This window comes from Pseudomonas sp. CC120222-01a (assembly GCF_003097235.1).
Classification (GTDB): Bacteria; Pseudomonadota; Gammaproteobacteria; order Pseudomonadales; family Pseudomonadaceae; genus Aquipseudomonas.
Map to the genome: position 1 here is coordinate 291,008 of NZ_QEQQ01000003.1, position 24,538 is coordinate 315,545.

The window sequence follows — 24,538 nt, forward strand, 5'->3', positions numbered from 1 at the left end:
AACTGCTAATGTAAGTGAATATGAGAACGATTAGCAGTAAGTTTGTCAGGATGTGTCCCACCTTGGGAAGGTGGTATACCGAATCCATTACAAAATTTTCACAAATTACCCGGAGCGGGTGATCTTCTTGCCTCGTTGGCTCGCCACTTCCAGCGCCTGCCCATCGCGCTGCTTGCCTTGCCGCGCCAGGCCTTCGAGCTGCGGAATCAGCATGCCTTCCGGCAAGTGCCGCCAGAACCGCCCCGGCATGTGCAGGCGCAGGGCGTCGGGGTTGAGCCGGGCCGGATTGAAGGTGTGCCGGTAGTAGGTACGCCACAGTTCGGCGTCGGGGTCGTCGGCATTGTGTGCCCATTGCCGCCAATCGTCCGGGCAACGGCGGTGATAGTCGAAGGCCTGGCCGTCGTAGCGAATGCCGTCCCGAGGCGTTGCGATGAGCCAGCGCTGGCGCCCCAGGCGGTCGGCGAAGTGCGCGCTGGCGCTTTCCAGGATGTCGTGGGCAGGTTCGTGATAGGCCACCAGGTCGAGCTGCAACTGCTCGGCCAGCGCCTCTGGCAGCGGCACGAAGCGCACGAACGCATGCAGGTGGTGCGCCTCGCGGCTGACCTGCTTGATGCGCCGCTGCAATTCGCTGCCCAGTCGGTCACCGGCCAGCATGGCGGTGCGGTCGCCGTGGGCCACGCGCCAGAGCACTTCATACAGCAGGTTCCAGCGTTGCTCGCCGCGGTAGCGGGCCGCCTGCTCCAGTTGCGTCAGCAACGCGGCGGGCACCTTGGCGCGAAACGGGCCGGGGCCATCGGGCAAAGGTGTGGGTAGGGCCAGCAGGTCCTGAATCGGGCCTTGTGCCCAGGTCACGTCGGCGGGGTCGATGCCGTGGCCGAGCAGGGTACGCGCCTGGTCGCGCCAGGTGCCGAACTGGTCATCGCAATCGAGCGCAATCACCCCCACAACCCCATCTGCTGCGGCGCTTGAGGTTCGCGCAGGCGTGCCCTGAGCAAGCCACTGCGCAGCTCGCCATCGGCGGGGCGGTAATCGCTGGTGACGATGAACGGCCGCGCCTTGTCCAGCACGCAGCGCAGCTGGATCAGGTCGTCGTAGCGCACCCGCCGCTCGCGGCGCAGGGCCACCAGCCGTTGCACGCTGCGCAGGCCAATGCCGGGAATGCGCGCCAGCAGCGCCGGTTCGGCGCGGTTCACATCCAGCGGGAACATCTCGCGGTTGGCCAGCGCCCAGGCCAGCTTGGGGTCGATGTCCAGCGCCAGGTTGCCGGCGTCGCCGAGCAGCTCACCGGCCTTGTAGCCGTAGCCGCGTAGCAGGAAGTCGGCCTGGTACAGGCGGTGTTCGCGCAGCAGTGGCGGGGCGGCCAGCGGCACGCTGCCCGGGCTGTCGGGGATCGGGCTGAAGGCTGAGTAGTACACGCGCTTGAGCCCGTAGCCCTGATACAGCGATTCGGCATTGCGCAGCAGGGTGCTGTCGTCGGTAGCGTCGGCGCCGACGATGACCTGGGTGCTTTGCCCGGCCGGGGTGAAGCGCGGTGCTTTCGGCTCACCGGCCACGGCCTGCTGGCCCTGATGAATCACGCCCATGGCCTGGCGGATAGTATGCGCCTGCTTTTCCGGGGCCAGGCGCTTGAGGCTGGCATCGGTGGGCAACTCGATGTTGACGCTGAGGCGGTCGGCCAGGCGCCCGGCTTCTTCGATCAGCAGCGGGTCGGCGTCGGGGATGGTCTTGAGGTGGATGTAGCCACGGAAGTTGTGTTCTTCGCGCAGCAGGCGCGCCACGCGGATCAGCTGTTCCATGGTGTAGTCGGCCGAGCGGATGATGCCGGAGCTGAGGAACAGGCCGCTGATGCAGTTGCGCCGGTAGAAATCCAGGGTCAGGCGCACCACTTCCTCGGGGCTGAAACGGGCCCGCGGCACGTTGCTGGAGCGGCGGTTGACGCAGTACTGGCAGTCATACAGGCAGAAGTTGGTCAGCAGCACCTTGAGCAGCGACACGCAGCGGCCATCGGGGGTGTAGCTGTGGCAAATGCCCATGCCATCGGTCGCGCCCAGGCCATCGCTGCCACGCGAGCTGCGTTTCGGCGCGCCGCTGCTGGCGCATGAGGCATCGTACTTGGCGGCATCGGCGAGAATGCCGAGTTTGGCGATGAGCTGCATGGGGATGTCTCGAAATACTGAATATTCATACAGTATTTCGAGACTTGTGCATTTGCAAGGGCCTGAATCGGCTTCAGGGCTTACTGAAGACGTAGAACAGGTTCGGCTCGCTGACGATATAGAGGTTGCCGGCACTGTCCATGGTCATGCCTTCGGGTTGCGGCGCATCACGGTGCAGCCCACCCAGCCAGGCGCGCAGCGAACGGATGCTGACGAAGCGGCCATCACCATCGAGCTCGGTGATGTTCTTCGACTGGTCGCTGAGTACCAGCAGGTGCCCGGTACGCGGGTCGTAGTAGCCGTCGGACAGGTCGGTGGCGTACACGCTGCGCTTGACCCAGTCGCGGCGGTCGCTGACGGTCATTTGCAGGGGGCCGCCGCTGAGTGCCGTGAGCATGCCGGTCACGGTGAACAGCTGGCGTGGGTCGCGCTCCTTGATGGCGAACAGGCGGTCGTGCTGGCGGTCGTAGGTCACCCCCTCGAAGCCCTTGTTGCGGAAGGTCGGGTTGATGTCGAGGGTGATCCACTGGGCCTCGCTGGCGTGGATCGGCTGCGGGTGGTCGGGGAGGGTGATCACGTCCAGCCGTTGCTTCTGCTCGTCGCTGATGGCCAGGCGGCCATTGCCCAGGTACGCCAGGCCCTCGGTATCTTCGAAGTCCACCAGCGGGTAGCGCGCCAGGATGTCGCCGGTCTTGCTCAGCTCCAGCAGCTCCATGGGCACACCATTGGTGATCGCCAGCAGCCGGTCACGGTCGTAGTCGTAGGTGATGCCGGAGAGGTTGTTCAGGTCTGGCGCCACCACCTTGGCATCAATGGTGACCTTGAAGTCCGGCAGCCAGATGTTCTTGCCGGGCGCGGTGTCGCCGGTCCAGCGGTTGCTCAGGTGTGCGTAGAGCTGCTGTGGCCAGAACGAGCGGGCGGCTTCGATGCCCAACAGGGCCATGGCCACCAGCACGCTGACTGCACCAATCTGGCCCCAGCGGTTCAAGCGTCGCCACAGGTGCCGGCGCGGCACTGGCAGAGTCCGGGTCGTCATTGTGCAGGCCCCTGTGCGGCGGTTTGCAGGTTCCCGGGGGTGTTGGCCCAGGCGAAGTGGTAGACCTGTTCAGGTACGGCTGGCCGGCACTGGCCGTTGTCGGCATCGGCACCGACCACGTACCACTCGGCGCGCGAGGTATCGCCCAGCCGGTGAGCCTTGTCGGCGTTGAAGCAGCGGCCCAGCTCGGTTTCCGGGATCAGGGCGAAGGCCGAGGGATTTTGGCGCAGCCAGTACACCGCCGTTTCGGGCTTGGACTGGTTGGCGAAACCGAAATGGACAATGGGTTGTCGGGCGAACAGCCAGTGCCCTTCACGCCAGTTGACCAGCACCAGCTCGGCGCCACCCGTGGCGCGGGCGGCGTCGGCCATCAAGGTTTCGTGGGGGTTTTGGCCTTCCTTGAGCGGCTCGACGAAGCCGCGGGCGAACCACAGGCAGAACCAGGCCACGGCAATGGCGGTGAACGCCTTGCGCCAGCCGGGGCGGCGCTGCAGCCAGCGCTTGAGCATCCACGGCACCAGCGGGGCGATGGCCAGTACCAGGCCAGGCAGGGCCGGGAAGATGTAGAGCTTGCGCTTGCCGCTGCTGAGGCTGAAGAACAGCAGCACCAGGGCCACCCAGCCGAGCAGCAGCAGGAAGCGCCCATCGCGTTTCTGCAACTGCCGGCGCCAGGCCGGGACCAGCCACGGCAAGGCCAGGATCAGCGGCAGCCAGTACTGCGGGATGACCTTGACGAAGAAGTACCAGAAGGGCTCGCGATGGTCCCAGGCATTGGCATAGCGGTTGGCGGTCTGGCGCAGGAGAATTTCCTTCAGGTAGGCCAGTTCCGCCGCGCCGCCGCCGTGGGCGATCGAGACCAGCAGCGGCAGCAGCCACACCGCGCAGCCTGCCAGCAGCCAGACGAAACCCAGGCTCCAGCGCCCAGCCTGGCCGGGATAGGCCACCACGCCGCGCCAGCCTTTGCGCACCGCCCAGGCATAAGGCAGCAGCATCAGTGCCGGAACAAACCCCACGCCCTTGCTGATGATGCCCAGGCCCATGGCCGCGCAGGCCAGGTAGAACCAGCCCCAGGCAGGCCCGAGCAGCAGGTGGCGGACCATGCCGTAGAGGCCCAGCGCCACCCACAGGCACAGGTAGCTGTCGATCTGCCCGGTACGCAGGATGCTGTAGCTTTGGTAGGTCGCCAGGAACAGCAGCGCGGCAATCACGCCGATGCGTCGGGTCCACAGGCGTCGCCCCAGGTCATGCAGCACCAGGGTGATGGTCGCCGCGGACATCAGCCCCGGCAGGTACAGCGCGACCTTGGGCGAGCCGGTCAGGTAGCTGAACAGGGCCACGGTCCACATGAACAGCGGTGGCTTGTCGCCGTAGATTTCTGCAGCACGGTGGGGGATGAACCAGTTGCCGTTCTGGAGCATCTCCAGGGCAACGCCGAGGAAGCGCTCCTCATCGACGTTCATCGGCTGGCGCCAGCCGATACCGGCACCGACCAGCAGCACAGCGAGTACAACCAGGGCCAGGCGTTCGGCCCCGAGCGTCTTGAACCTAGGCAAGGGCTATTCCTTCTGCTCTTTGTGTCGGGCAATCAATTGCAGGTTGCGCAGGTAGACCACCAGGCCGAACGACTGGCCGATGATGAACACCGGGTCTTCGCGGTAGATGGCGTAGATCAGCAGCAGGGCGCTGCCGAGCATGCTCAGGTACCAGAAGCCCACCGGGATCACGCTGCGCTTCTTGAATTCGCTGTACAGCCACTGCAGGACGAAGCGGCCGGTGAACACGACCTGACCGGCGAAGCCGACGATCAGCCAGAGGGTTTCGCGGGTCATCCTTCGAGCTCCTGGGGTTGGGTGTCGAGGCGCGTGCGGCGGATCAGCCACCAGACCCCGACCAGGTCGAGAATGCCGACCAGGGCACGGTCCAGGTTGCCGTACTTGGACACCCCGGCATGGCGCGGGCGATGGTTCACCGGGTGCACCAGCATGCGGCCCTTGTGGCGCAGGATCAGCGCCGGGATGTAGCGGTGCATGTGGTCGAAATAGGGCAGGCGCAGGAAGGCGTCGCGCTCGATCAGCTTCAGGCCGCAGCCGGTGTCTGGCGTGGCGTCCTTGAGCAGGCGGCTGCGCAGGCCGTTGGCAAAGCGCGAGGCCCAGCGTTTGCTGGCAGTATCGCGGCGGTTGACGCGGTGGCCGGCGACCAGCTGGATGCCGCCGGCGAAGTCTTCGTTGCCGCGCACCAGGGCGAGCATGCCGGGGATGTCGGCCGGGTCGTTCTGCCCGTCGCCGTCGAGGGTGGCCAGCCAGCGGCCACGGGCAGCCTCGGCGGCATGCCAGATCGAGGTGCTCTGGCCCAGCGAGCGGTCGTGACGCAGGATGCGCAACTGAGTGAAGCCCTCCTGCTTGAGCTGCTTCAGCCTGTTGAGTGTCTGGTCGGTGCTGCCGTCGTCGACCACCAGCACTTCGTAGTTTTCATTGGCCAGCGCCGTGCGGATTTCCGCCAGCAACGCCGGCAGGTTGTCGACCTCATTCTTGGCGGGGATCAGTACCGAGAGGTCAAGTGGATCATTCATTGAGGCTACCTGTGTTCTTGTAATGAGTGCGTGGTCAAACCCGGTAGAAGTCCCGGTACCAGCCAACGAAAGCGGCGACGCCGTGCTCCAGTGGGGTGCTCGGCGCAAAATCGATCCAGCGCGTCAGTGAGTCCACATCCGCCCAGGTTTCCAGCACGTCACCCGCCTGCAACGGCAGATACTCGCGCCGGGCCTTGATGCCCAGTGCATCCTCCAGGCACTCGACGAATTCCAGCAGGCGCACCGGCTGGCCGCGGCCGATGTTGAACAGCTGGCAGGGCGGTTGCCCGGCTTCGGGCCGTGGCGGCTTCTGGCGCAGGCGCAGGATGCTTTCGACGATGTCGTCGATGTAGGTGAAGTCGCGCGCCATCTGGCCGTGGTTGTAGATCTCGATCGGCTGGCCTTCGAGCATCGCCCGGGTGAACTTGAACAGCGCCATGTCGGGGCGGCCCCACGGGCCATAGACGGTGAAGAAGCGCAGGCCGGTGATCGGCAGCTGGTACAGGTGCGCGTAGCTGTGGGCCATCAGCTCGTTGGCGCGCTTGCTCGCGGCATACAGCGAAATCGGCTGCTCGACCGGGTCATCGATGCTGAACGGCTGCTTGGTATTGGCGCCGTACACCGAACTGCTGGAGGCATAGATCAGGTGGCGCGGTGGGTGCTGGCGGCAGGCTTCGAGGAGGTTGAGAAAGCCGGTCAGGTTGGACTGCCCATAGACCGCCGGGTTGTCCAGCGAGTAGCGCACACCGGCCTGCGCCGCCAGGTGGATCACTTCGCTGAACGGCTGCCCGGCGAACAGTTGCTGCATGTCGGCGGCGTTGGCGATGTCGACCGTCTGGAAGCGGAAAGTGGGGTAGGCGAGCAACTGTTGCAGGCGCGCCAGTTTGAGCTCGACGCTGTAGTAGGCGTTGAGGTTGTCGATGCCCACCACTTCGATGCCCGCTTCGCACAGGCGGCGGGCCAGGTGGAAACCGATGAATCCGGCCGCGCCGGTGATCAGTACGGGCATGGTGGATTCACCTGGCCACGGCCAATGCCGTAATACGTGAGGCCGGCAGCGGCCATGTGCTCGGGTTCGAACAGGTTGCGGCCGTCGAACACCACGCGGTCGGCCAGCTGCTGAGGGACCTTGTCCAGATTCAGCACGCGGTAGTCCTGCCACTCGGTGACGATCACCAGGGCATCGGCACCTTCCAGCGCATCGTCCTTGCACGGCACCAGTTTCAGGTCGGGGCGAGCGCCGTAGTGCCGCTGGATCTCGTGCATGGCTTGCGGGTCGTGGGCCTGGACGCTGGCGCCGGCGGCCCACAGGGCTTCGAGCAGCACCAGGCTGGAGGCTTCGCGGATGTCATCGGTGTTGGCTTTGAACGACAGCCCCCACAAGGCAAAGACCTTGCCGTGCAGGCCGCCGGGGTAGTGGCGCTGGATCTTGCTGAACAGCCGGCTCTTCTGCCGCTGGTTGACCGCTTCCACCGCGCCCAGCAGCAGCGGGTCGAGGCCTTCGGCCTCGGCGGTCCTGCGCAGCGCCTGCAGGTCCTTGGGGAAGCACGAACCGCCGAAGCCGCAGCCGGGGTAGATGAAGTCGTAGCCGATGCGCGGGTCCGAGCCGATGCCGCGGCGGACCATTTCGATGTCGGCACCCAGGTGCTCGGCCAGGTTGGCCATTTCGTTGATGAAGGAAATTTTGGTCGCCAGCATGCAGTTGGCGGCGTACTTGGTCAGCTCGGCGCTGCGCGCGTCCATGACCATGACTTTTTCGTGATTGCGGCTGAACGGTTGGTACAGTTCGCGCAGCAACTCGACCTCGGCCGGTGCGGCGCCGCCGATGATGATGCGGTCCGGGCGCATGCAGTCTTCCACTGCCGAGCCTTCCTTGAGGAATTCGGGGTTGCTGATCACCTGGTAGCGGTCTGCGTCGGCGACCGCCTGGCTGATCCGCGCCTTGATGCGGTCTACCGTGCCGACCGGCGAGGTGGACTTGTTGACGATGACCTTGGGGCCATCGGCATGTTCGAGGATGCTGTCGATCACGCTGAACACATAGCGCATGTCGGCGCTGCCATCGGCCTGTGGCGGGGTGCCGACGGCGATGAAGTGCAATCTGCCGTACTGCGCCGCTTCAGCGGCGTCGGTGGTGAAACGCAGGCGGCCGCAGGCCAGGTTCTTCTCCAGCAGGGGCGCAAGGCCGGGCTCGAAGATCGGGCAATGCCCCTCGCTGAGCGCCGCCACCCGCTCGGCGTTGATATCCATGCACAACACCGAATGCCCCACCTGGGCCAGGCATACCGCCTGGGTAAGGCCAACATAGCCGGTACCGAAAACCGTAACCTTCATTCAAAGCTCCATGGTGTGAACCTGTACGGGCAGTACCCCCTGCTAATGCAGGTGTCTGGCATTTGGCCGCAGAGATCCTTGGCGAAAAAGCAGAAAAAAAATGTCACATTTTTGTTTAAATTTTGTTACTTAAACCCGGATATGAAGGTGCGTTGCTCGTGCACACGTTTGCTTTGCAAATAAAAGGCAACTGCATCTTCCCGGCGCACAAAAGAGCGCCTGTTGCAGGCCTGGAAGTTGAGGGGGAATTGCACTAAGAGATGTCAGTTGTATGACAGTGGAGGCTGGTAAGTTGCCTCAAGTGGTGGTGGTGCCGAGGGGCTAAACTTATATCGGATATGCATCCATTCATCCCACTGACCACCGCTCCCTCGAACCGGACTTGATCGTCGACGGTGGCCTTCTTGCAGAGGAGGGCAGGTCATGGACGAGGCAAGGCTTCACGAATTCATGGGCAAGCTGGTCGGTGACATGGGCGCTGCGGCGACCCTGGCCAATGTGATCCTCGGCGATGAACTCGGGCTGTACCGGGCCATGGCCGACAGCCAGCCGACCAGCCCCGAGGCGCTGGCGGCAAAGACCGGCTGCCACCCACGGCTGGTGCGCGAATGGCTCAACGCCCAGGCGGCCTCCGGCTACATGGTGCATGACAAGGGCACGTTCGTGCTGCCTGAAGAGCAGGCCATGACCCTGGCCCTGGAAGACTCGCCGGCCTATATGGCGGGTGGTGCGGCGGTGATCGCCGCACTGTTCCACGACAAGGACAAGCTGGTGGCGGCCATGCGCGGCGACGGCGGGCTGGCCTGGGGTGATCACCATCCGTGCATGTTCAGTGGTACCGAACGCTTCTTCCGGCCCGGCTACCGCACCTTCCTGGTCGCGGACTGGCTGCCGGCGCTAGAGGGTGTGGTAGCCAAGCTGCAGGCCGGAGCCAAGGTGGCGGATGTCGGTTGCGGCCACGGCGCTTCGACCTTGGTCCTGGCCCAGGCGTTTCCGGCTTCTACCTTCACAGGCTACGACTATCACGCACCGTCCATCGCCACGGCCAGCGAGCGTGCGCGGGAGGCCGGGCTGGCGGAGCGTGTGAGCTTCCAGCAGGCATCGGCCAAGGACTACCCGGGGCATGACCACGACCTGGTGTGCTTCTTCGATTGCCTGCATGACATGGGCGACCCTGTGGGCGCGGCGAAGCATGCCTACCGGGCGTTGAAGGCAGATGGCACGGTGATGCTGGTGGAGCCCTATGCCGAAGACTCGCTGGAGGGCAACCTGACGCCGGTTGGGCGCTTGTTCTATGCGGCATCGACGTTCATCTGCACGCCTAATTCGCTGTCCCAGGAGGTGGGGCTGGGGCTGGGGGCGCAGGCCGGGGAGGCGCGGTTGCGGGCGGTGTTCGAGGAGGCGGGGTTCAGACAGTTCCGGCGGGCTACGCAGACACCGTTCAATTTGATCCTGGAAGCCCGTAAATAGGGCGTGCCCACGTGTCGGCCCGTTGCACATGCGGCCCTGTCGCCTGGTTCGAGGTGGGGCAACCCACCTCGAAACCAATGAACGGCAGATAAGTCAACGCAGGGGCGAGGGTCAGTTCGTGCGAACAACAAGGAACTCATGCTGGGTACCAGCAGCAACCGACAGATAGGCAGTTTCTGCCAGGTTGGTGGGGGCACCTGCTATGCGCCTGACGTGATTGTCCTGTTGATCGCGCCAATGACACTTCAGCGTATCTTTGTTCCATTCGAGGGGTTGTAGTTTGAAGACGGCCTGTTTGTCCTGATTGGCATAGAAACCGAGGTAGTTGTTCCGGCTGATATCCAGCGTTGCAACGCGCTTGTCGAACAGCGCGATCTTGACGTTGATTCGGTCGGGTGTTTCAGAGTGATAGTGGAACAGCATGGTCGGGGAGTCACTGGCCCCCCCAGCCTGCAGCCAGTCATTGGCAGCAAAGTCGAACAGCCCTGCGGTGGTCAGGGAAAGGGGGATGCGCTTGCTCTGATCAAGCAAATAGAGCTTGCCGAGAAATGAGGAACGTTGAATCCATTGTGCGGGTTGTTCTACAGCCATAAAAGACTCCTTGAAGACATGGGTCGGCTATTCACAAGAATGACGGGGGATTCGGGGATAGGCGTCTGTATGCTTCAACAGCGCTCGATCACGAATTCGCAGGCCTCGCCGACGTGGAGCCTCAGCACTTTTACCTGGCGTGGCCCAGGCCCCGTGAACGCGTAACGGAAAAGCCTGATCCTCTGGTTATTGCTGTACAGGATGCACCGCAGCGAATGGGCCTCTGCCGAAAGCACTTCAAGTTCAAAGGTGGTCGCTGGTGCTCCGCGGAGTATGATGTGGCCACGTTCGTCAAGCGTGCAACGAGCGGGGCCTGCCGCATCCAGTAACTGATAGCTGAGGCGATTCGACGCCTTGTTGCTGAACTTGAAGACAAGCTTGACTGCGTCCTGAGTGCCAGGCTTGAGCAAGGGAATGGGAGTAGGAGGTGGAGTTGGGCCTCTTAACGAACTCTCGTTTTCACCCGCAATATAAGGTTCGTTGCCAACGTTGATAGCGATTTTTTCGTTTTGTACCTGGAGGTACAACTTTCCAATAAATGTCTGTTCTGCCCAATATGGGGAAATGCTTTCATTGTTCATAGCGCTTCCTGTGGCGAGGATCAGAGACAGGTTGTCTCCGAGCGAAGGCCACCCTAGCGATCGCAAGCGGGTGTAAACAATGTGGTGGTATTTCCTGGTGCCAGGAAATGGCCGGCATTCAGCTTGGGCCTGAAATGCAGAAGGGGCGCCTGATTGGCGCCCCTTCTGGTTTACAGCTTAGGCTTCAGCGTCCCAGGGACGATCGCCATTTTCATCTTTCACGCGGGTCGGCAGGCCCATCACGTCCAGCGCCTTGAGGAACGGCTCGGCTGGCAGCTCCTCGACGTTGACCATGCGCTTGGCATCCCACTCGCCACGGGCGACCAGCAGGGCCGCAGCCACTGGCGGTACACCGGCGGTGTAGGAAATGCCCTGGCTGTCGGTCTCGGCGTAGGCTTCTTCGTGGTCGGCCACGTTGTAGATGAACACCTCACGCGGCTGGCCGTTCTTGGTGCCCTTGACCAGGTCACCGATGCAGGTCTTGCCGGTGTAGCCCGGGGCCAGCGAGGCCGGGTCAGGCAGCACGGCCTTGACCACTTTCAGCGGGACCACTTCCAGGCCTTCGGCGGTTTTCACCGGTTGCTCGGAAAGCAGGCCAAGGTTCTTCAGCACGGTGAACACATTGATGTAGTGTTCGCCGAAGCTCATCCAGAAACGCACGTTCGGCACATTGAGGTTCTTCGAGATCGAATGAACTTCGTCGTGGCCGGTCAGGTACAGGTTCTGTGAACCTACCACCGGCAGGTCGTCGGTGCGCTTGACTTCGAACATGGTGTTGCTGGTCCACTGGCTGTTCTGCCAGCTCCAGACTTGCCCGGTAAACTCGCGGAAGTTGATTTCCGGGTCGAAGTTGGTGGCAAAGTACTTGCCGTGCGAACCGGCATTGACGTCGAGAATGTCGATCGAATCAATGCTGTCGAAGTATTGCTGCTGCGCAAGTTTTGCGTAGCTGTTCACCACACCCGGGTCGAAGCCGACGCCGAGAATGGCGGTAATGTTCTTTTGTTGGCACTCTTCGAGGTGTTTCCACTCGTAGTTGCCGTACCACGGCGGGGTCTCGCAGATCTTGCCCGGCTCTTCGTGGATGGCGGTGTCCAGGTAGGCGACACCGGTATCGATGCAGGCACGCAGCACCGACATGTTGAGGAAGGCGGAACCGACGTTGATCACGATCTGCGATTCGGTTTCGCGGATCAGTGCCTTGGTCGCCTCGACATCGAGGGCGTTGAGCGAAAAGGCCTGGATGTCGGCGGGTACCTTGAGGCTACCCTTGGCCTTGACGCTGTCGATGATGGCCTGGCATTTGGAGATGTTCCGTGACGCGATAGCGATACGACCCAGTTCGTCGTTATGCTGCGCGCACTTGTGGGCCACCACCTTGGCGACACCTCCTGCACCAATGATAAGAACGTTCTTCTTCAATTTACCTTTTGCTCCTTACTTGGAAAGCCGGTCTTACGACAGGCTGGAAACGTAGTCTTCGAAACCGAAATCGCGGACCACCTCGACGCTGCCGTCGAGTTGCTTGACCACGATCGAAGGCATCTTCAGACCGTTGAACCAGTTTTTCTTGACCATGGTGTAACCGGCGGTGTCGATGAACGACAGGCGGTCGCCAATGGCCAGCGGACGATCGAATTGGTACTCGCCGAAGATGTCACCGGCCAGGCACGACTTGCCGCAGACCATGTAGGTGTGCTCGCCGTCGTTGGGGGCCATCTTGGCGTTGAGGCGGTAGATCAGCAGGTCGAGCAGGTGTGCTTCGATCGAGCTGTCGACCACGGCCAGGTTTTTGCCGTTGAACAGGGTGTCGAGCACGGTCACTTCCAGCGAGGCGCTATTGGTGATGGCGGCTTCGCCCGGCTCCAGGTAGACCTGCACGCCGTATTTTTCCGAGAAGGCTTTCAGGCGTGCGCAGAAGGCGTCCAGCGCATAGCCTTCGCCGGTGAAGTGGATGCCGCCACCGAGGCTGACCCACTCGACCTTGTGCAGCAGGTGGCCGAAGCGCTCTTCGATGTGCGACAGCATCTTGTCGAACAGGCCGAAGTCACCGTTCTCGCAGTTGTTGTGGAACATGAAGCCGGAGATCTGTTCGATCACCTGTTCGATCTTTGCCGGGTCCCACTCGCCGAGGCGGCTGAACGGGCGGGCCGGGTCGGCCAGCAGGTAGTCGGAGCTGCTCACCTGCGGGTTGACGCGCAGGCCGCGGACCTTGCCTTCGGACTGTTCGGCGAAGCGCTGCAGCTGGCCGATCGAGTTGAAGATGATCTTGTCGCAGTTCTCGAGCATTTCCTCGATTTCGTCATCGGCCCAGGCCACGCTGTAGGCGTGGGTTTCGCCAGCGAATTTCTGGCGGCCGAGCTTGAGCTCGAACAGCGAGGACGAGGTGGTGCCATCCATGTACTGCTGCATCAGGTCGAACACCGACCAGGTGGCGAAGCACTTGAGGGCGAGCAGCGCCTTGGCACCGGAGTTTTCACGCACGTAGGCGATCTTCTCCATGTTGCTCAGGAGCTTGGTTTTGTCGATGAGGTAGTACGGCGTCTTGATCATTTAAAGGCCCCCGGCCAGGCCGGCCAAAAAAAAGACCCGCATTGTGCCTTCACTTGCCGCAGATCGAAAGGGCGGATGGTGTATTTCGTCTGCGTGGCGGTGGTTGCAGGTGAATTGTTTCGGCAGTGGCGGGTTCAGTAGTACAGGAGGAAATGAACATCCTGATGACAGCGACGTTCATTTTCCTGCTCGGGCGGTATCAATCGACCTGCTTGAGCCAAGCCTGAATCTGCTCGAGCGTGGCAGTAGCCCCACCACAAACCACCACCAGTACATGCTGGTAACTGGCCAATGCAGCAGGCTCATAGGCCACTGCCAACGCCGCCCCACACGCCGGTTCTACCAGTACCCGATGATCGAGCAGGAACCGCTCGCAGGCCTCCAGCGCTGCCCGGTCACTGACCAGGTGGCTGTGTACGGGATGCTGCCGGGTACAGGCCAGTGCCTGTTCCGCCACGCGCTTGGCGCCCAGCGAGCTGGCCACCGAGGCGATACGTGGGAGTTCCACCGTGTGCCCGGCCTCAATGGCCGCATGCAGCGAAGCGGCCCCGGTGGTTTCCACCGCCAGCACCGGCACATCGCCCCAGCCATGGCGCTGCAGGCCTTCGACCACACCGCTGAGCAGGCCGCCGCCGCCCACCGACAGCACCACTGCATCCGGTTTGAACCCGCTCGCCACTACTTCATCGACCAGGCTGGCGTGCCCGGCCCACAGCAGTGGATCGTCGAACGGGTGGATGAAGGCATCACCTTCGCCGACCAGGGTCAGTGCCAGTTCGTTGGCCTCTTGCCACGAGCTGCCATGCACCACCACCTTGGCGTCTTCCAGGCGCAGCAGCTCCTTGGCCCGTTCAGTGGTGGTTTCAGGTACTACCACGGTCACCGGCACCCCCAGCTTGCGCCCGGCATAAGCCACCGCCAGCCCGGCATTGCCGCCCGACGAGGAGACGAAATGGCGCGCACCACGGGCGTGGTGCACCTCGCAGGCATGGCCGACCCCGCGCAGCTTGAACGAGCCGCAGGGCTGCAGGGCGTCGAGCTTGAGCCAGACCGAGCGGCCTGCGGCCAGCGACAGCGGGCGGGATTCGATCAACGGTGTCTCGATGTGCAGGGTCATGGGTTGGCTCCTCGCAGTTGTTCCAGATAGTTGTAAATGGTGTAGCGGGTCACACCCAGTGCCGCGGCCGCTTTCTCCACCCCGCCCTTGACCATGAACAGGCCACGTTCCTGCATGACACGCACGGCCTCGACCTTGGCCTGTTTGTTCATTCGGCCCTGGCCGCTGCGCTGCAGCGAGTCTTCGATGATCTCACTCATCAGGATGGCCATGTCGGCGGGCTCGCTGGCCTCGGCGGGGGATGCGCCGAGTGGCTGCAGCTGCTGGAGGAAGTGCATGGCGGCGTCGAGGCCGGTGACGTCGGTGTTGACGCAGAGGCTGGCGAACGGGTGGCCGTTGCTGTCGCGGAAGATCGCCGTGGCGCTGCGCAGGGTGCGGCCCTTGAGGGTGGTGGGGTAGTCGGGCAATACCAGGGGGGCAGCGCCTTGCTGATCGGCGCTGGCCTGCATCAGGGCCTTGAAGCCCTGGTCCTGCTCCGGGGCGGCGAGTATCGGGCTGCCGACCACGCGGCCGGAGAGGTGGCCGTTGACGATCGCCACCACGGAGTGTTCCGGGTGGTCGAGGTCGTGCAGGAGGATTTCCATGTTGCGCGCGGCAACGCTGCCCAGGGCCTGGAGGGCGGCCTTGAGGACGGTGAGGGTAAGTTGGCGTTCTTCAGGAGGGGACATGGGGTAATCGCACAATTCAACGTTATGTGTAATTTTACACATAACGTTGAATTGTGCGATTGGCTTTTTCAGGCCCATTCGCGGGCTTGCCCGCGAATGGGCCGCAAAGCGGCCCCTTTATGCCTCAACTCAAGGCTGGCGTGCGCGGCGGAATCATCCGCCGCGAGCCGGTCGCCTCGAAGGCTGCCGCGAAGCTCAGCAGCGCATTGTCGCTATAGGCCTTGCCGGCAAAGGTCAGCCCCACCGGCATGCCGATATCGGCCATCACGCCCATCGGCACGGTCACGGTCGGCACGCCCAGGTGACGGATGGCCAGGTTGCCGTTGGCCACCCAGATACCGTTGCTCCAGGCGATGTCGGCCGAAGCCGGGTTGACGTCGGCATCGGCCGGGCCCACATCGGCCACGGTCGGGAACAGCACGGCGTCCAGGCCCTGCGCGTCCATCCAGTCTTCGAGGTCCATCTTGCGGGTCTTTTCCAGCCCGCGCAGGCCGTCGGGCAGGGTCTCGATCTGGTCCCAGGTCTTCAGGCCGCGCTTGGCCATGTTGACGTATTCGTCCATACCGGCGGCCAGGTCGTCCTCGCGGTTGGGCAGGGTGCCCGGGTCGTGCGGGAAGATCTGCGGGCCGTCGACATCGGCCAGGCGGTTGAGTTTGGGGTCATCGTTGGCACGCAAGAAGTCATCGAAAGCCCAGCCCGACAGCTCCCACAGTTCGTCGTGGAGGAATTCCTTGCTGACGATGCCACGGTTGTAGACGGTCGGCGCGCCCGGGCGGTCGCCCTCGCAGTTGGACACCAGCGGGAAGTCGACTTCCAGCACTTCGGCGCCGGCCGCTTCCAGGGCCTGGCGGGCCTGCTTCCACAATTCGATGACACTGTCGCGGGTGTTGATGCGCTGGCCGGTCGGGCCACCGATGCCTGGCTTCTCGGAGGTGCCGGCCTCGGCGTCGGCATTGATGTACATGCGCGGTACGCCAAAACGCTTGCCCTTGAGCGAGCTGGCGTCGACAGCCAGGTCCAGGTAGGAAGCAGGGCGCACGGAGGAGGCGGCCGGGATTGGCACCCACGGCTGCAGGCGCCACAGGTCGCCGCGCTTGTCGGCATCGTCGGCAACTACCACGTCGAGGATTTCCAGCAGGTCGCTCATGGTCCGGGCATACGGCACCACCACGTCCATGGTCGGGGTCAGCGGCCAGTTGCCACGTACCGAGATCACGCCACGCGACGGGGTGTAGGCGCACAGGCCGTTGTTCGAGGCAGGGCCGCGGCCGCTCGACCAGGTTTCCTCGGCCAGGCCGAAGGCGCTGAAGCTCGCGGCGGTGGCGGTACCGGCACCGTTCGACGAGCCGGAGGCGAACGGCGCGGTCAGGTACTGGGCGTTGTACGGGCTTTCGGCGCGGCCGTAGACGCCACGCTGCATGCCGCCATTGGCCATCGGTGGCATGTTGGTCTTGCCCAGGCACACGGCGCCGGCGGCGCGCAGGCGCTCGATGGTGAAGGCGTCGCGTTGGGCGACCAGGTCCTTGAACGCCGGGCTGCCGGAGGCGGCGGTCAGGCCCTTGACCAGGTAGCTGTCCTTGGCGGTGTAGGGGATGCCGTCCAGCGGGCTCAAGGTTTGGCCCTTGGCGCGGCGGGCGTCGGAGGCCTCGGCTTCCTTGAGCGCTTCAGGGTTGCGTACGACCACGGCGTTCAGTGCGGTGGCGGTGTCGGCGCCATCGTAGGCGTCGATGCGTGCCAGGTAGGCCTTGACCAACTCGACTGCCGTCGTGCGGCCGGTTTCGAGCGCGTCGCGCAGCTCGGCAATGGAAACCTCGGTTACCTCGATCATGCTTTCACCAAAATTTGTGCAGGTTGGGGCTAGTGCGAGGAGTGTACAAGAAGGGATCAGGGCTGGGAGGTTTGCGCGGGAGAAATGGTTTTTTGCAACGGGGCATTGTCGGGGCCGCATAGCGGCCCCGTCAGACTCAATCCAGGTCGGCCGCCGAGTGCCGCTCGGGGACCTGGCTGGCTTCATCGCCCCAGGTGCGGTTGACCCGGGTGCCACGCTGTACGGCCGGGCGCTGGGCAATTTCCTCGGCCCAGCGCTGCACTTGCGGGTACTCATCCACCGCCAGGAATTCGGCTGCACCGTACAGGTTGCCGCGCACCAGCTGGCCATACCAAGGCCACACGGCGATATCGGCGATGCTGTATTCGTCGCCACCGAGGTAGCGGCTGACCGCCAGGCGGCGCTCCAGCACGTCGAGTTGGCGCTTGGCCTCCATGGTGAAGCGGTTGATGGCGTACTCGAACTTCTCTGGCGCGTACACATAGAAGTGGCCGAAGCCACCGCCCAGGTAAGGCGCGGCCCCCATCTGCCAGAACAGCCAGTTCAGGCTTTCAGTGCGTGCGGCGGGTGCCTTGGGCAGGAAGGCGCCGAATTTTTCCGCCAGGTGCAGCAGGATCGAACCGGACTCGAACACCCGCACTGGCGGCTCGACGCTGCGGTCGAGCAGGGCGGGGATCTTCGAGTTGGGGTTGACTTCGACGAAACCGCTGGAGAACTGGTCGCCGTCACCGATGCGGATCAGCCAGGCGTCGTACTCGGCGCCGCTGTGGCCCAGGGCGAGCAGTTCTTCGAGCAGGATGGTGACCTTGACGCCATTGGGGGTAGCCAGGGAGTACAGCTGCAGCGGGTGCTTGCCGACCGGCAGCTCCTTGTCATGGGTCGGCCCGGCGATCGGCCGGTTGATGCTGGCGAACTGGCCGCCGGACGCGGCATCGTTGCGCCAGACCTTGGGCGGGACGTAAGTGGGCTTGCTCATGCAGAGGTTCTCCTTGGAAAGCGCGAAAGCGACCACGTAAAGACGTGGACCTGCATCTATGCCACGGGTTCGGAGAAAAGCGCAAATGCATTGGGCGCGAGCGTCAGTTGCAAGGTGCGTTGGTCACGTGGCTCACCAAGGCCACAGTTGCGCCGCGATCAGGCGGTCATAGGAAAGGCTGCAGCGGGTGCCGGACGGGGTGCGGTAGTGGACGCGCCGGTCGGCAGCGTCGACATGGGAGGGGGTGCCCTGGACCAGGCACAGGTTGCCATGGTCGAACGGCTGTTGCAGGCCGGTCTGGGGGGCCAGCAAGGTCACCTGGGCACCCCTGTGGCCCTGCAGGTTCAGTTGGCGAATGGCGCTCAGGGCGCTCCAAGGGCCGGCGATGCCGGTGCCAATGATCAGGATATTGTTCAACGTTGTGCTCCTGGAAAGTCCGAAAGACACAGTAGACCGTAATTGCAGACAACGATGTTACGGGGCCAGCTGGCAGATCTTTTCAAAATGTTGGCGGGGTGATCACCCAGATCACCACCGCGTCCACCTCGCCGGGGTTGCCATAGCGGTGCGGCTCCTGGCTGGAGAAGCTGAAGCTGTCGCCTTCGCCCAGCAGGAAGTGGCGTTCGCCCACCCACACCTCGAAGCTGCCCGAGAGCACATAGCCCGCTTCGTCACCTTCATGGCTGTAGCTTTGCTGGCTGTAGGTGCCTGGCGGAAAGCGCGAGTGCAGCATCTCCAGCTGGCGGTTGGGTTGCGGGGTGAGCAGCTGGTCGACGATGCCGTCCTCGTAATGCACGCTCAGCCGGCTGTTGCGCCGCACCACGTAACCCTGGTCTTCGGGTGCGGTGGTGGCTTCGCTGGCGAAGAACCACTGGATGGTCACGCCGAGGCTGCGGGCAATGTTGAACAGCGCCGGGATCGACGGGTAAGACAGGTTGCGCTCCAGCTGGCTGATGTAGCCAGCGGTCAGCTCGCTGTGCGCCGCCAGTTCCGCCAGGGTCATGCCGCGGCGCTTGCGCAGGCCGCGGATGCGGCCACCGAGGAACTGCGGCGCGCTGCCGCCGTCTTCGGCGGCGGGCGGGAACTGGGGTTGCTGGCTCATGCGCTTCGGTCCATCGGGAAAGCCGCAGTATGGACAGGCTCAGAGCGCCCAGGCAACTGTCAGGCCCTCATGGATCGCCTCCTCGACCGTGCGTGGGGCCAGGCAGTCGCCGATGCGCCGCACCTCCACCAGGCCGGCCAGTTCTGCTGCCAGGGTGTCCTCAGGTTGGTGGCCGAGGCACAGCACCAGGGTGTCGATGCCTTCGAAGATCATCGGCTCGCCGCTGGCGGTGTGTTGCAGGTAGACCGTGTTGTCGTCGCAGCCGTACAGGCGGGCATAGGGTGTGATCGGGATGCCCAGGCGGTGCAGTTCGCCGGCCAGCTGGTCGCGTACATACAGCGGCAGGGTTTCGCCGCAGTGGGTGCCATTCACCGCCAGTTGCACCTGGTGGCCGTCGCGTACCAGGCGCTCGGCGATGCCGGGGCCGATCCAGTCGCAGCGCCAATCGATCACCAGCACCGAGCGGCCGAGCGTGACTTCATTGCGCAGGACTTGCCAGGCATCCACCACCTGCAGCTCGCCGCTGCGTTCGAACGACGGCCAGTAGGGCGTGGCGCCGGTGGCGGCTATCACCAGGTCGGGGCGTTCGCGTTCGACCAATGCGCGATCGACACGCGTATTACGTACTACACGTACACCGACCAGCTCCATTTCCCGCTGCAGGTTGGTGCTGGCGCCGCCGAATTCTGCGCGCCGGGGCAGCAACTGGGCGAGCTGTACCTGGCCGCCCAGTTGTGTACTGGCTTCGTACAGCGTGACGTCATGCCCACGGGCGGCGGCAACGGCTGCGGCCTTCATGCCGGCGGGGCCGCCACCCGCCACGAGGATGCGCTTGCGGGCGGTCGCGGGAGCAGGGGTTTCGTACTGCAACTCGCGTCCGGTTTCCGGGTGCTGGATACAGGAGATCGGCAGCCCCCGGTGAAAGTGGCCGATGCAGGCCTGGTTGCAGGCAATGCAGGCGCGCACGTCCTCGACCTGGCCGCGCTCGGTCTTGGCCGGCATCTGCGGGTCGCAGATCAGGGCGCGGGTCATGCCACACACGTCGGCCTGGCCACGGGCCAGGATCAGTTCGGCTTCCTGCGGCTGGTTGATGCGCCCGGTGACGAACAGCGGGATGTCCAGGTGCTGCTTGAAGGTGCCGGCCTCGCGCGCCAGGTAGGCCGGGGCGATGGCCATGGGCGGCACAATGTGCACGGCGCCACCCAGCGACGCCGAAGTACCGGCGACGATGTGCAGGTAGTCGACCTGGTCTTGCAGGGCCTGCGCGGCGGCGAGCGATTCGTCCTCGCTGAGGCCCTCGCTGTCGCGTTCGTCGGCGCTGATGCGCAGGCCGACGATGAATTGCTCGTCGGTGGCCGCCCGGACCGCTGCCAGCACTTCACGCAGGAAGCGCAGGCGCTGTTCCAGGTCGCCGTTATAACCGTCGTTGCGCTGGTTGACTCGCGGGTTGAGAAACTGCGCCGGCAGGTAGCCATGGCTGGCCACCACCTCGACACCGTCCAGGCCGGCCTGGTGCAGGCGCCGGGCGGCGCTGGCATAGCCCTGGACGATTTCGTCGATCATCGCCTGGTCCAGCGCCCGCGGCATCACCCGGAAGCGCTCGTTGGGCACCGACGAGGCCGAATAGGCCACTGCCAGCAGGCCATCCGCCGACTCCATGATCTCCCGCCCCGGGTGAAACAGTTGCGACAGCACCACCGTGCCGTGGGCATGGCAGGCCTCGGCCAGGCGCCGGTAGCCGTCGATGCAGGCGTCGTCGGTGGCCATCAGCACGTGCGAGGTGTAGCGGGCACTGTCATGCACCCCGGCCACCTGCAGCACGATCAGGCCTACGCCGCCGGCGGCACGGGCGCGCTGGTAGGCGATGAGCTTGTCGTTGACCAGGTTGTCGGTGGGCAGGCAAGTGTCGTGGCCGGTCGACATGATTCGGTTTTTCAGGCGTTTGCCGCGGATCTGCAGGGGTTCGAACAGGTGGGCGAAGGCGGTCGTCATGCGGGCGGCTCCGGTGCGGTGTCGTTCTTGTTTTTCTCATGAAAGTGTAGCGCCAGTAAAAAATCAACTTGTTTTTTTACTGGCACCCGACTAGCTTTTTCCCAGCCACGGCAGTGGCGCGTGACCTCACTACAACAAGAAACGGGCCTTCGAGCTAAAACGCTGGACGGTACCGACAGGAGGCAACTCGATGCAGGCATTTCCTCGCAGTACCGGCCTTTGCGCTGCGCTTTTGGCCTTGGGCCTGGGCAGTGCGCAAGCGGCGCCGCAGATGGTCGTGGTCGGCTATGGCGGCGCTGGTCAGAAAGCCCAGGATGTGGCGATCTTCCAGCCTTTCAGCGCCCAGGACGGCAGCAAGTTGATCCAGAGCGAATACAACGGCGAGATGGCGCGCATCCAGGTGATGGCCGATACCGGCAATGTCGACTGGGACGTGGTGCAGATCGAGGGGCCGGACCTCATGCGCGGCTGCGACGAGGGCATCTACGAGCACCTCGACTGGCAGCGCCTGGGGCATGCCGCCGAACTGATCCCCGCGGCGGCCCAGGACTGTGGCTCGGCGGCGCTGGTGTGGAGCGTGGCAATCGCCTACGACCGCGACAAGCTGGCCCAGGCACCGACCTCGTGGGCCGATTTCTGGAACGTGCAGAAGTACCCGGGCAAACGCGGCCTGCGCAAGCGCGCGGTGTACAACCTGGAGTTCGCCTTGCTGGCCGACGGGGTCAAGGTCGATGACGTGTACAAGGTGCTGTCGACCCCGGCGGGTGTCGAGCGTGCCTTCGCCAAGCTCACCGAGCTCAAACCGTACATCCAGTGGTGGGATGCCGGCGCGCAACCGGCGCAGTGGCTGACGGCGGGTGATGTGGTGATGACCTCGACCTACAGCGGCCGCATCGCCGTGGCCGCCCAGCAAGGCAGCCCGCTGGCGGTGGTCTGGCCTGGCAGCCTGTATGGCATGGACTACTGGGCGATCATCAAGGGCTCGAAGCACGTCGACCAGGCCAAGCGCCTGATCAGCTATGCCAACCAGCCGGATACCCAGGTGCGTTACGTCGAGCAGATCCCCTACGGGCCGACCAATACCCAGGCGGCGGCCAAGCTTGACCCGTCGCTGGCCAGTTGGGTGCCGACCTCGCCGGAGAACCTGCAGGGCGCCTTGGCGATGAATGTGGAGTTCTGGGTCGATCACGGCGAGGAGCTGGAGCAACGCTTCAATGCCTGGGCCAGCAAATGATGTAGTTTATCGGGGCTGCTTTGCAGCCCCAAATTCCAACAGGAAGAATAACAATGACCGCCACGGAACAGACCCTGCGCCAGCAACTGGCCGCCTGCTATCGCCTGATTGCCCATTTCCGCATGTCGGACCTGATTTTCACCCATATCTCCCTGCGCTTGCCGGGCCCCGAACACCATTTCCTGATCAACCCCTACGGCCTGCTGTTCGACGAAATCACCGCCTCTAGCCTGGTGAAGATCGACCTGCAAGGCCGGCCGGTGGAGCCTACCGAATACCCGGTCAACCCGGCCGGCTTCGTCATCCACAGTGCCATCCATGCCGCCCGTGAGGACGCCCAGTGCGTGCTGCACACCCATACCCGCGCCGGTTGCGCGGTGGCGGCACTGGAGTGCGGCTTGCTGCCGGTCAACCAGATGTCGATGGAGTTCCACGGCAAGGTCGCCTACCACGCCTACGAAGGTATCGCGCTCGACCTGGACGAGCAGCAACGGCTGGTGGCGGACCTGGGTGACAAGCCGGTGATGATCCTGCGCAACCATGGCTTGCTGACTACCGGGCGCTCGGTGGCCGAGGCGTTCTTGCGCATGTATTACCTGGAGAAGGCGTGCGACATTCAGCTGGCGGCGCAGAGTGCCGGGCAACTGGTGCTGCCGCCGGAGGCGGTGTGTGCGCATACCGAGCGGCAGTTCAATGAGCCGATGCGCGGGTTGAAGCAGGGCGAGCTGAATGATCCGGATGCGCTGCAGATGGCGTGGGCGGCTTTGCTGCGGATGCTGGAGCGGATTGCCCCGGATTATCGCGACTGACTCTCTGGCCTCTTCGCGGGTTTAACCGCGAAGAGGCTGGTGCAGAAGAACTCAGTACACGGCCATCAGCGCGCCTGCGGCACGATCATGCTGGCGGGGGCTTCGGCGGCACGTCGGCGCGCAACGCAGTAGTACAGCACGCTCGGCACTACCAGCCCGATCAGCCATGACACATCCACGCCGCCCAGGTGCGCGACCATGGGGCCGGTGTACAGCTTGGTGTCGATGAACGGCATCTGCACCAGCACGCCAAGGGTGTAGACACTGATGCCAGGCCAGTTCCAGCGGCCATAGCGGCCCTCCGGGTCGGCCAGGGCCGGGATGTCGTAGCGCTCCTTGGTGATGAAGTAGTAGTCCACCAGGTTGACCGCGCTCCAGGGCACGAAGAAGGTCAGCAGGAACAGGATGAACGACTTGAACGCAGTGAGGAACGAGTGCTGGCCGAGCAGGGCCACCAAGGTGGCAGCGCCGACGATGGCCAATACGAACACCAGGCGTTGTACACGGCTGATTGCCAAGTGGCCGCGGAAGCCGCTGATGATGGTGGCGATGCACATGAAGCTGCCGTAGGAGTTCAGCGTCGAGATGGTCACCTTGCCAAAGGCGATGCTGAAGTACAGCAGCGCAGCCGTGGTACCAGCGCCGCCGAGGCCGACGATGTAGGCCACTTCACGCCCGCTGAACTGCCCGCCGGCGATTGCCGCAGCGAACACGCCGAGAATCATCGACGCCTGCGCGCCGACGACCGAACCCAGGCCAGCGGCGAGGAAGGTCTTCACTGGCGACGTGCTGCTCGGCAGGTAGCGCGAGTAGTCTGCCACGTAGGGGCCGAAGGCGATCTGCCAGGAGGCCGCCAGCGACACCGAGAGCAGGAAGGTGGCCCAGCTGAAGTGGCGGTTTTCCAGCAGCTGGCCGATGTCGGCGAGCATCAGGATGCGGCTGAACAGGTAGACGAAGGCGATGATGCCCAGCACGCTGGCGATCCGGCCGATCCAGTGGATTACCCGGTAGCCGGCCAGGGTGGCGAGCACGATCACCGAGGCGAAGATGAGGATGCCGGTGCTGTCGCTGACGCTCAGCAACTGGCCAATGGCCTGCCCGGACAGCACCGTGCCGGTGGCAGTGAAGCCCAGGTACATCAGGCACACCAGTACCATCGGAATGGCTGCGCCATACACGCCGAACTGCACGCGGCTGGAGATCATCTGCGGCAGGCCCAGGCGCGGGCCCTGGGCCGCATGCAAGGCCATGACAGCGCCGCCGATCAACTGGCCGAGCAGCAGGCCGATCAGCGACCAGAACACGTCGCCACCGAGCACCACGGCCAGGGCGCCGGTGACGATGGCGGTAATCTGCAGGTTGGCGCCGAGCCAGAGGGTGAACTGGCTGTACAGCTTGCCGTGGCGCTCGGCTTCGGGAATGTAGTCGATAGAGCGCCGTTCGAGCACGGATTTGCGGGACATTGAGGGCTCCACTTGATTGTTTTTGTGTCAGGGAGAGGGCCATCGCCGGCACGCTGCGC

23 protein-coding genes are annotated in these 24,538 nt (G+C 64.1%); 3 read left to right on the forward strand and 20 right to left on the reverse strand.

Translation table 11 applies throughout. The features are described from left to right. Positions 1–105 precede the first annotated feature (105 nt). The 8 genes from N430_RS06850 to N430_RS06885 form a co-directional block, all read right to left on the reverse strand. Positions 106–945 carry a TIGR03915 family putative DNA repair protein gene (locus tag N430_RS06850; RefSeq protein WP_110633913.1) on the reverse strand — a complete coding sequence of 280 codons (840 nt, stop codon included), beginning with the start codon at positions 943–945 and terminating at the stop codon, positions 106–108. After that, positions 936–2,156: a putative DNA modification/repair radical SAM protein gene (locus N430_RS06855; protein WP_110633910.1), complete on the reverse strand. Its 1,221-nt coding sequence runs from the start codon at positions 2,154–2,156 to the stop codon at positions 936–938. Before N430_RS06855 ends, N430_RS06850 begins: the two co-directional genes overlap by 10 nt. A 73-nt stretch (positions 2,157–2,229) precedes the next feature. Further along, positions 2,230–3,099, reverse strand: coding sequence for an SdiA-regulated domain-containing protein (locus N430_RS06860; protein WP_371922765.1), 870 nt, complete (start codon positions 3,097–3,099; stop codon positions 2,230–2,232). An 89-nt stretch (positions 3,100–3,188) separates the two neighbouring features. After that, positions 3,189–4,745: a glycosyltransferase family 39 protein gene (locus N430_RS06865; RefSeq protein ID WP_110633903.1), complete on the reverse strand. Its 1,557-nt coding sequence runs from the start codon at positions 4,743–4,745 to the stop codon at positions 3,189–3,191. A 3-nt stretch (positions 4,746–4,748) separates the two neighbouring features. Next, entirely contained in the window at positions 4,749–5,021 is a 273-nt protein-coding gene (locus N430_RS06870; protein WP_079227811.1) for a lipid-A-disaccharide synthase N-terminal domain-containing protein, read from the reverse strand. Next, complete coding sequence (locus tag N430_RS06875; protein ID WP_110633899.1) at positions 5,018–5,761, reverse strand: glycosyltransferase family 2 protein; 744 nt, start codon at positions 5,759–5,761, stop codon at positions 5,018–5,020. The genes N430_RS06870 and N430_RS06875 overlap by 4 nt, the downstream gene beginning before the upstream one ends. A gap of 34 nt (positions 5,762–5,795) precedes the next feature. Continuing rightward, the gene (locus N430_RS06880; protein ID WP_110633895.1) at positions 5,796–6,770 is read right to left on the reverse strand and encodes an NAD-dependent epimerase; all 975 of its coding nucleotides are present in this window, start codon (positions 6,768–6,770) and stop codon (positions 5,796–5,798) included. Next, on the reverse strand, positions 6,758–8,095 hold the full coding sequence (locus tag N430_RS06885) for a UDP-glucose/GDP-mannose dehydrogenase family protein (RefSeq protein WP_110633892.1): 1,338 nt from the start codon (positions 8,093–8,095) through the stop codon (positions 6,758–6,760). The genes N430_RS06880 and N430_RS06885 overlap by 13 nt, the downstream gene beginning before the upstream one ends. Before the next feature lie 423 nt (positions 8,096–8,518). Between N430_RS06885 and N430_RS06890 the strand changes: the two genes are divergently transcribed. Next, positions 8,519–9,565 (forward strand): class I SAM-dependent methyltransferase, encoded by a 1,047-nt coding sequence (locus N430_RS06890; protein ID WP_110633889.1) that lies wholly within the window; start codon positions 8,519–8,521, stop codon positions 9,563–9,565. Positions 9,566–9,676: 111 nt separating this feature from the next. Here the strand turns inward: N430_RS06890 and N430_RS06895 are convergent, their stop codons facing one another. From N430_RS06895 to N430_RS06945, 11 genes are all read right to left on the reverse strand, one after another. Next, positions 9,677–10,156, reverse strand: a complete 480-nt coding sequence (locus N430_RS06895) for a hypothetical protein (protein ID WP_110633885.1) — start codon at positions 10,154–10,156, stop codon at positions 9,677–9,679. A gap of 74 nt (positions 10,157–10,230) precedes the next feature. Beyond that, complete coding sequence (locus tag N430_RS06900) at positions 10,231–10,737, reverse strand: hypothetical protein (RefSeq protein ID WP_110633882.1); 507 nt, start codon at positions 10,735–10,737, stop codon at positions 10,231–10,233. Positions 10,738–10,914: 177 nt separating this feature from the next. Further along, positions 10,915–12,159, reverse strand: coding sequence for a saccharopine dehydrogenase family protein (locus N430_RS06905; protein WP_085676984.1), 1,245 nt, complete (start codon positions 12,157–12,159; stop codon positions 10,915–10,917). A gap of 33 nt (positions 12,160–12,192) precedes the next feature. Beyond that, positions 12,193–13,290 (reverse strand): carboxynorspermidine decarboxylase, encoded by a 1,098-nt coding sequence (locus N430_RS06910; protein WP_110633879.1) that lies wholly within the window; start codon positions 13,288–13,290, stop codon positions 12,193–12,195. A gap of 199 nt (positions 13,291–13,489) precedes the next feature. Then, positions 13,490–14,407, reverse strand: a complete 918-nt coding sequence (locus N430_RS06915) for a pyridoxal-phosphate dependent enzyme (RefSeq protein ID WP_110633876.1) — start codon at positions 14,405–14,407, stop codon at positions 13,490–13,492. Continuing rightward, positions 14,404–15,075 (reverse strand): transcriptional regulator, encoded by a 672-nt coding sequence (locus N430_RS06920; protein ID WP_256592099.1) that lies wholly within the window; start codon positions 15,073–15,075, stop codon positions 14,404–14,406. The genes N430_RS06915 and N430_RS06920 overlap by 4 nt, the downstream gene beginning before the upstream one ends. 124 nt (positions 15,076–15,199) lie before the next feature. Beyond that, positions 15,200–16,903 carry an amidase gene (locus tag N430_RS06925; protein ID WP_110633873.1) on the reverse strand — a complete coding sequence of 568 codons (1,704 nt, stop codon included), beginning with the start codon at positions 16,901–16,903 and terminating at the stop codon, positions 15,200–15,202. Positions 16,904–17,039: 136 nt separating this feature from the next. After that, complete coding sequence (yghU, locus tag N430_RS06930; RefSeq protein ID WP_110633870.1) at positions 17,040–17,879, reverse strand: glutathione-dependent disulfide-bond oxidoreductase; 840 nt, start codon at positions 17,877–17,879, stop codon at positions 17,040–17,042. Positions 17,880–18,011: 132 nt separating this feature from the next. Next, entirely contained in the window at positions 18,012–18,296 is a 285-nt protein-coding gene (locus N430_RS06935) for a hypothetical protein (protein WP_110633867.1), read from the reverse strand. Positions 18,297–18,378: 82 nt separating this feature from the next. Beyond that, on the reverse strand, positions 18,379–18,981 hold the full coding sequence (locus N430_RS06940) for a helix-turn-helix domain-containing protein (RefSeq protein WP_110633865.1): 603 nt from the start codon (positions 18,979–18,981) through the stop codon (positions 18,379–18,381). 39 nt (positions 18,982–19,020) lie between these two features. Beyond that, positions 19,021–20,973 carry an FAD-dependent oxidoreductase gene (locus N430_RS06945; protein WP_110633862.1) on the reverse strand — a complete coding sequence of 651 codons (1,953 nt, stop codon included), beginning with the start codon at positions 20,971–20,973 and terminating at the stop codon, positions 19,021–19,023. Between the two features lie 190 nt (positions 20,974–21,163). Between N430_RS06945 and N430_RS06950 the strand changes: the two genes are divergently transcribed. Both N430_RS06950 and N430_RS06955 read left to right on the forward strand, forming a co-directional pair. Next, positions 21,164–22,207 carry an ABC transporter substrate-binding protein gene (locus N430_RS06950; RefSeq protein ID WP_110633859.1) on the forward strand — a complete coding sequence of 348 codons (1,044 nt, stop codon included), beginning with the start codon at positions 21,164–21,166 and terminating at the stop codon, positions 22,205–22,207. A 53-nt stretch (positions 22,208–22,260) separates the two neighbouring features. After that, positions 22,261–23,016 carry a class II aldolase/adducin family protein gene (locus N430_RS06955; RefSeq protein ID WP_110633856.1) on the forward strand — a complete coding sequence of 252 codons (756 nt, stop codon included), beginning with the start codon at positions 22,261–22,263 and terminating at the stop codon, positions 23,014–23,016. A gap of 65 nt (positions 23,017–23,081) precedes the next feature. Here the strand turns inward: N430_RS06955 and N430_RS06960 are convergent, their stop codons facing one another. Beyond that, positions 23,082–24,479, reverse strand: a complete 1,398-nt coding sequence (locus N430_RS06960) for a cytosine permease (RefSeq protein ID WP_110633853.1) — start codon at positions 24,477–24,479, stop codon at positions 23,082–23,084. Positions 24,480–24,538: the final 59 nt, after the last annotated feature.

What these genes read in the sequence shown, in the direction of transcription:
- N430_RS06955 (WP_110633856.1), top strand. Translation starts at nt 22,261, where the DNA reads ATGACCGCCACGGAACAGACCCTGCGCCAGCAACTGGCCGCCTGCTAT.
- N430_RS06900 (WP_110633882.1), bottom strand. Translation starts at nt 10,737, where the DNA reads ATGAACAATGAAAGCATTTCCCCATATTGGGCAGAACAGACATTTATT.
- N430_RS06925 (WP_110633873.1), bottom strand. Translation starts at nt 16,903, where the DNA reads ATGATCGAGGTAACCGAGGTTTCCATTGCCGAGCTGCGCGACGCGCTC.
- N430_RS06960 (WP_110633853.1), bottom strand. Translation starts at nt 24,479, where the DNA reads ATGTCCCGCAAATCCGTGCTCGAACGGCGCTCTATCGACTACATTCCC.
- N430_RS06885 (WP_110633892.1), bottom strand. Translation starts at nt 8,095, where the DNA reads ATGAAGGTTACGGTTTTCGGTACCGGCTATGTTGGCCTTACCCAGGCG.
- N430_RS06915 (WP_110633876.1), bottom strand. Translation starts at nt 14,407, where the DNA reads ATGACCCTGCACATCGAGACACCGTTGATCGAATCCCGCCCGCTGTCG.
- N430_RS06940 (WP_110633865.1), bottom strand. Translation starts at nt 18,981, where the DNA reads ATGAGCCAGCAACCCCAGTTCCCGCCCGCCGCCGAAGACGGCGGCAGC.
- yghU (WP_110633870.1), bottom strand. Translation starts at nt 17,879, where the DNA reads ATGAGCAAGCCCACTTACGTCCCGCCCAAGGTCTGGCGCAACGATGCC.
- N430_RS06895 (WP_110633885.1), bottom strand. Translation starts at nt 10,156, where the DNA reads ATGGCTGTAGAACAACCCGCACAATGGATTCAACGTTCCTCATTTCTC.
- N430_RS06910 (WP_110633879.1), bottom strand. Translation starts at nt 13,290, where the DNA reads ATGATCAAGACGCCGTACTACCTCATCGACAAAACCAAGCTCCTGAGC.
- N430_RS06855 (WP_110633910.1), bottom strand. Translation starts at nt 2,156, where the DNA reads ATGCAGCTCATCGCCAAACTCGGCATTCTCGCCGATGCCGCCAAGTAC.
- N430_RS06920 (WP_256592099.1), bottom strand. Translation starts at nt 15,075, where the DNA reads ATGTCCCCTCCTGAAGAACGCCAACTTACCCTCACCGTCCTCAAGGCC.
- N430_RS06860 (WP_371922765.1), bottom strand. Translation starts at nt 3,099, where the DNA reads ATGGCCCTGTTGGGCATCGAAGCCGCCCGCTCGTTCTGGCCACAGCAG.
- N430_RS06950 (WP_110633859.1), top strand. Translation starts at nt 21,164, where the DNA reads ATGCAGGCATTTCCTCGCAGTACCGGCCTTTGCGCTGCGCTTTTGGCC.
- N430_RS06945 (WP_110633862.1), bottom strand. Translation starts at nt 20,973, where the DNA reads ATGACGACCGCCTTCGCCCACCTGTTCGAACCCCTGCAGATCCGCGGC.
- N430_RS06875 (WP_110633899.1), bottom strand. Translation starts at nt 5,761, where the DNA reads ATGAATGATCCACTTGACCTCTCGGTACTGATCCCCGCCAAGAATGAG.
- N430_RS06880 (WP_110633895.1), bottom strand. Translation starts at nt 6,770, where the DNA reads ATGCCCGTACTGATCACCGGCGCGGCCGGATTCATCGGTTTCCACCTG.
- N430_RS06890 (WP_110633889.1), top strand. Translation starts at nt 8,519, where the DNA reads ATGGACGAGGCAAGGCTTCACGAATTCATGGGCAAGCTGGTCGGTGAC.
- N430_RS06870 (WP_079227811.1), bottom strand. Translation starts at nt 5,021, where the DNA reads ATGACCCGCGAAACCCTCTGGCTGATCGTCGGCTTCGCCGGTCAGGTC.